This is a genomic window from Citrobacter sp. wls714, assembly GCF_005281025.1.
Classification (GTDB): Bacteria; Pseudomonadota; Gammaproteobacteria; order Enterobacterales; family Enterobacteriaceae; genus Citrobacter; species Citrobacter werkmanii.
In genome coordinates, this window is record NZ_SZWZ01000106.1 from 1 (window position 1) to 4,310 (window position 4,310).

General features: G+C 52.7%; 9 protein-coding genes. All 9 read left to right on the forward strand.

What is annotated here, in order from left to right; translation table 11 throughout:
• Positions 1–34 precede the first annotated feature (34 nt).
• The gene (locus tag FDX11_RS24410) at positions 35–205 is read left to right on the forward strand and encodes a 50S ribosomal protein L13 (protein WP_137398650.1); all 171 of its coding nucleotides are present in this window, start codon (positions 35–37) and stop codon (positions 203–205) included.
• 151 nt (positions 206–356) lie between these two features.
• Positions 357–593 (forward strand): hypothetical protein, encoded by a 237-nt coding sequence (locus tag FDX11_RS24415; protein WP_137398651.1) that lies wholly within the window; start codon positions 357–359, stop codon positions 591–593.
• 3 nt (positions 594–596) lie between these two features.
• On the forward strand, positions 597–947 hold the full coding sequence (locus tag FDX11_RS24420) for a hypothetical protein (RefSeq protein WP_137398652.1): 351 nt from the start codon (positions 597–599) through the stop codon (positions 945–947).
• Positions 948–949: 2 nt separating this feature from the next.
• Positions 950–1,318, forward strand: a complete 369-nt coding sequence (locus FDX11_RS24425) for an HK97 gp10 family phage protein (protein WP_137398653.1) — start codon at positions 950–952, stop codon at positions 1,316–1,318.
• A complete protein-coding gene (locus FDX11_RS24430) occupies positions 1,315–1,698 on the forward strand; it encodes a hypothetical protein (protein ID WP_137398654.1) in 384 nt (127 codons plus the stop codon). The genes FDX11_RS24425 and FDX11_RS24430 overlap by 4 nt, the downstream gene beginning before the upstream one ends.
• 58 nt (positions 1,699–1,756) lie before the next feature.
• Positions 1,757–2,512, forward strand: a complete 756-nt coding sequence (locus FDX11_RS24435) for an Ig-like domain-containing protein (protein ID WP_137398655.1) — start codon at positions 1,757–1,759, stop codon at positions 2,510–2,512.
• 50 nt (positions 2,513–2,562) lie between these two features.
• A complete protein-coding gene (locus FDX11_RS24440) occupies positions 2,563–3,306 on the forward strand; it encodes a DUF6246 family protein (protein WP_137398656.1) in 744 nt (247 codons plus the stop codon).
• A 72-nt stretch (positions 3,307–3,378) separates the two neighbouring features.
• Positions 3,379–3,753, forward strand: a complete 375-nt coding sequence (locus FDX11_RS24445; RefSeq protein WP_137398657.1) for a membrane lipoprotein lipid attachment site-containing protein — start codon at positions 3,379–3,381, stop codon at positions 3,751–3,753.
• A 57-nt stretch (positions 3,754–3,810) separates the two neighbouring features.
• Positions 3,811–4,310, forward strand: a 500-nt coding sequence (locus FDX11_RS24450; RefSeq protein WP_249360763.1) for a tape measure protein, incomplete at its 3' end; no start/stop codon positions are given.

The window sequence follows — 4,310 nt, forward strand, 5'->3', positions numbered from 1 at the left end:
GCGTCGGCCTGTTCATGGTGGTCGGGGGCTGCTGATGACGTACAAATCAGTTAAACAAGGGCTGCCGCGTTCGTTCACCCGCGTATGGGTGATGACCGACACCGGGCGGGAGACTACCGGCTACGTTAAATCAGATGGCGAGTGGTTCATTAACTGCCCGCGCATCCGGGCTACTGGTGCGAAGGTGCTGAGGTGGAAGGAATGAAACTAGGTGGATTACTGAAAAACAGCAGGATTTATCGTGTTGGCGAGGGCGTCATGAGCTCGTTCATACCACCAACTACCATTAACAGCAGTGAGCGGCTTAAAGGCCAGGGTGGAAACGTGACGGTTGTGCTGCGCCGGAGGAGTGAAACATGGCAACTGTAACAAGTATGGTTAGCGCGTTGAATGTGACGGTCGTTTATCGCGTTGCTGGAGAGGTTAAAACCTTCAGTGAGACAGTAGTTTCACCAATCGTCATTGAGCGTTATTTGCAGCTTGAATGTGGCGATGCCATAGGACTTTTCGTGCCGGTAGGTAAAGGTCAGCAGGTCAATGCGCTGAATATCGAGTGGTTTGAGATTGAGCGCATTCCGGTGCCAAAGGAGTAACTCGTGTCGAGTGTTGCAAACTGGTCATATACCGCCACGGCAACCATCTGGCGGAAGCTGGAAGGCAATGACGAATACGGCGACCCGCTTGGCTATGCCGAACCTGAGCAAATCCTCTGTGATTACGAGGGCGGACTCAGCAAGAAGTTAGCCAGCCTGGGCGCTGAAATTGTCGTTAAGAACACCGTCTGGACGGAGTTCGCGTTGGCGTCCGCGGGTGACTACCTGCTGCTTGGCGCATCGACAGAAGCCGACCCGGTCGTCGCCGGTGCCGATGAGGTGCGGCAGGTTATCCGCTATGCCGACACGTTCGAGCGACTGGCGGATGATTACGCCATCCTTACGGGAGTGTAGCCATGGGCATTAAAGTGCGTGGCGTTAAGCAGTCGAAAGCCGGGTTAAATCGCATCATTAACGACGTGAAAGGGCGCAAGGTTGTCAGGGCGTTACAGTCCGCGATGATAATAGGCAGCTCACAGGCCGCACTTTATACGCCGATCGACACTTCGACATTGCTCAATAGCCAGTATCGGGAGTTGATAAACAACGGCGTTCGGCTGACCGGACGTGTTGGTTACACGGCGAACTACGCTGTGTTCGTTCACGATCCGAATGTGCCGCAAACCTTCCGCCGCGCCACAGCACAGAAAGAGTTCCTCACTAAAGGCTTTGAAGACACCCGCAGACAGATTGATGCCGTAATGCGCAAGGAGCTTTCAGTATGACACCTGCCATGTATGAGCGCGTGCGTAACTATTTCGTTGATGCCGGGCTTACCACTGGCTTCATTGTTCAGTTGCTGGCGTGGGACGATACAACGAAGTTAACCGATTCATTCATCGTTTTCAGACCTAACGGTGGTACCGACATCCGAAATGACCTCGGATCTGACCACTACGTTCTGGTGGATGTCATTTCCGCCAAGGATAAGCGCCGTGCAGCCGCTGAGAAGGCTCAGGAAATTATCAATTATGTCGAACAGAACGATATTACCGACGAATACCTTGGACTGATTCAAAACCTCGGCAATATGCCTGCACCTATCCTGACCGAAGAGGGCCGCCTGGTCTTTCGGCTCCAGTTCATGTGCGTTTACGGCGAATAACCCCATCACTAACCCATCAGGCTGCCATCCGGCGGCCTTTTTTATTTGAGAGGTACACATGCAAGGCTGTGCTAATGATTTTGGCAAGCTGATCGGGAAAGTAGCTGTGCTACGCATGGCCTTTGGCTGCCCCGACGCAGTGCCAGCGCTTTCCGAATGGAAGCGTCTCGGCGCTATGACGACCAAGGGCATCGACTATTCGATGAACACTATCAACTCCGAGGCAGATGATGCTAAAGGGCTAGTTGAGAACCTGGTCAACAACATGGATCTGACGATCTCCGGTGAAGGGGAGTTTCGTAAATCTGATAAAGATAACGAGATCGGCGCATGGCGTCTGTCGAAGTACATCTTTGATGAAGTCCAGGCTGGTCGTCAGCCTAACCTGTGGGTACGTTTCGACTTTGCTGGAGAGAACGCTGGCACTTACATCCAGGGCTACATGAACACCACGTCATGGTCTGGTGACTTCGGTACCAACGATATCTCTACCTTCTCCGGCGAGTGGAAGGTCTACGACGCCGACACCGTTGTGTTTGAGGTTGCTGACTCTATCGCGGCCACTGGTGTAGAGGTTACCCCCGCAACTGCTTCTCTGGTCGTTGGTGCAACCCAGCAACTGAGCGGCGCGGTTCAGCCAACCGATGCGACTAACAAGGCGATCACCTGGACGACTTCGGCGGCATCTATCGCAACCGTCAGTTCAACCGGTCTGGTAACGGCAGTAGCCACCGGAACCGCGACCATTACGGCAACAACCGCAGATGGTGACTTCACCGATACCTGCGTTGTTACCGTGACAGCTGCACCGTAATCACTACAAAGGGCGGCGTGCTGCCCTTGATACTGGTTATGGAGAACGATATGACACCTTTGAAAGAGATTGGCGAGTGCCTGATTGGTGCTGGAGGCCGTGAATACTTCTTCCGCCCATCATTCCGTAACATGACGCGGATCGGCGAACCAGAGCATATCGTTCGCACTTTCTATGCGCTGTTCAATGACGATGTGGCAAAGATGCTTGAGGCGGCGCGAGAAATTCACAGTGCTATACCAGAGCATCAGCGCAGATTTTACGCCCACTATTTCGGTGACGTTTCGCTGCCACGCTGGGCACTTGATGCAGCAGGTTCTGCCTCGTTTGTGCGTGAGGCATTGCTTTCGGCTATTAACGTCATTCAGTCATGCTGTGACGAGGACATTTCTGAACTGACAGGCTGGCACGAGCCATCACGTACTGGAAGGCGTGCATTTGTATGGCGCCGCGGCTTGCTCCCGCCTGAGAACCTTATTCTGATAGCTCAGTCACTGATCATGCATGGCATCATCGGCAGGGCAAAGGTTCGTAAGTTGCAGAAGCACGAAAGCAAGGAAACGACTCCTGAGTTTCATGCGACTGAATACATCATGGCGGCGAGAAATCATTTCGGAATCAGCAGGGAGGAGGCTGAAAACCTCACAATGACAGAATTTGCGATGATGCTTAACGCCAAATACCCCGATCAGAAAGGCTTCACCAGGGAAGAGTACGACGCTGTTATGGACGATGACGATCGCCGTTGGCAGGAAATGATTGAGCGCGAAAAATCAGCAAAGAAAGCCGCATGAGTTAATAATGCATGTACCGTAATCGCCTGACCGGGCGTAATATGGATCGACAATAAAACTCAGGGGATAAGAGTGAAGAAAATACTTTTGGCTTTGGTGATTCCACTGGTTCTGGCTGGCTGTAAGCCTGGCGAGGAAAAGGCCATATCTCTGGCGAAATCTGAGGTTGCTGTAAATCTTAAAGACCCGACCAGCGCACAGTTCCGGAACGTAAAAGTATCAAAGATGACTGATGCCGAAGATGGTCATGTCGTCGCTGTTGTCTGTGGAGAAATCAACGGTAAGAACGGTTTCGGTGCCTATGCAGGGTTCCATCCATTCTTCGTTGAGCTGAACATGAAATCGAAAGGGATATTCTCGAAAGGCGTCGATTATACGCTTGGGGAGCATTTCCTGAGCACGAGTGATACACCGACTCCGCCAGCCTACACCGAACGATGCCAATAAACGACACGAATAACTAACCCACCTCTCGGTGGGTTTTTTTATGCCCGGAGAAAAGTGATGTCTGAAAAAGCAGGCGAGATTTATTACGACATCGAGGCCGATGTTTCTGGCTTGCTGAAGGCGCAGGGGAAGGCCAATAAGTCACTCGACTCAATCGGCAACTCTGCCGCCAACGCAGCCAAAAAGATGGACGAGCTGCAGACCAATATCAATCGCGTGGCTGGTGCTATTGCAGCATCTCTCGTTGTTGACTGGGGCAAGGCGTTTCTGGTTGCCGCTGACAACATGAGTCAGCTTAACGCGCGCATTGAACGCCTGACAGGCAGCGCTGCGGCTGCATCACAGACGATGCAGAGCCTGATGCGTATCAGTTCGTCGACTGGCGGTTCGCTGCAGGACACCACAAAGCTGTGGGAAACCCTCAGCACTGCTCTCCGCGATACCGGCGCAACGAACGGCCAGATTATTCAGCTCACCGAGACGCTTCAGAAAATCGGGCGCATCGGCGGATCCTCATCCGAAGAAATGGCTAATGCTCTTCGTCAGTTCGGCCAGTC

Coding starts and splice junctions, on each gene's coding strand:
- FDX11_RS24410 (WP_137398650.1), top strand. CDS start 35: ATGACGTACAAATCAGTTAAACAAGGGCTGCCGCGTTCGTTCACCCGC.
- FDX11_RS24415 (WP_137398651.1), top strand. CDS start 357: ATGGCAACTGTAACAAGTATGGTTAGCGCGTTGAATGTGACGGTCGTT.
- FDX11_RS24425 (WP_137398653.1), top strand. CDS start 950: ATGGGCATTAAAGTGCGTGGCGTTAAGCAGTCGAAAGCCGGGTTAAAT.
- FDX11_RS24430 (WP_137398654.1), top strand. CDS start 1,315: ATGACACCTGCCATGTATGAGCGCGTGCGTAACTATTTCGTTGATGCC.
- FDX11_RS24435 (WP_137398655.1), top strand. CDS start 1,757: ATGCAAGGCTGTGCTAATGATTTTGGCAAGCTGATCGGGAAAGTAGCT.
- FDX11_RS24440 (WP_137398656.1), top strand. CDS start 2,563: ATGACACCTTTGAAAGAGATTGGCGAGTGCCTGATTGGTGCTGGAGGC.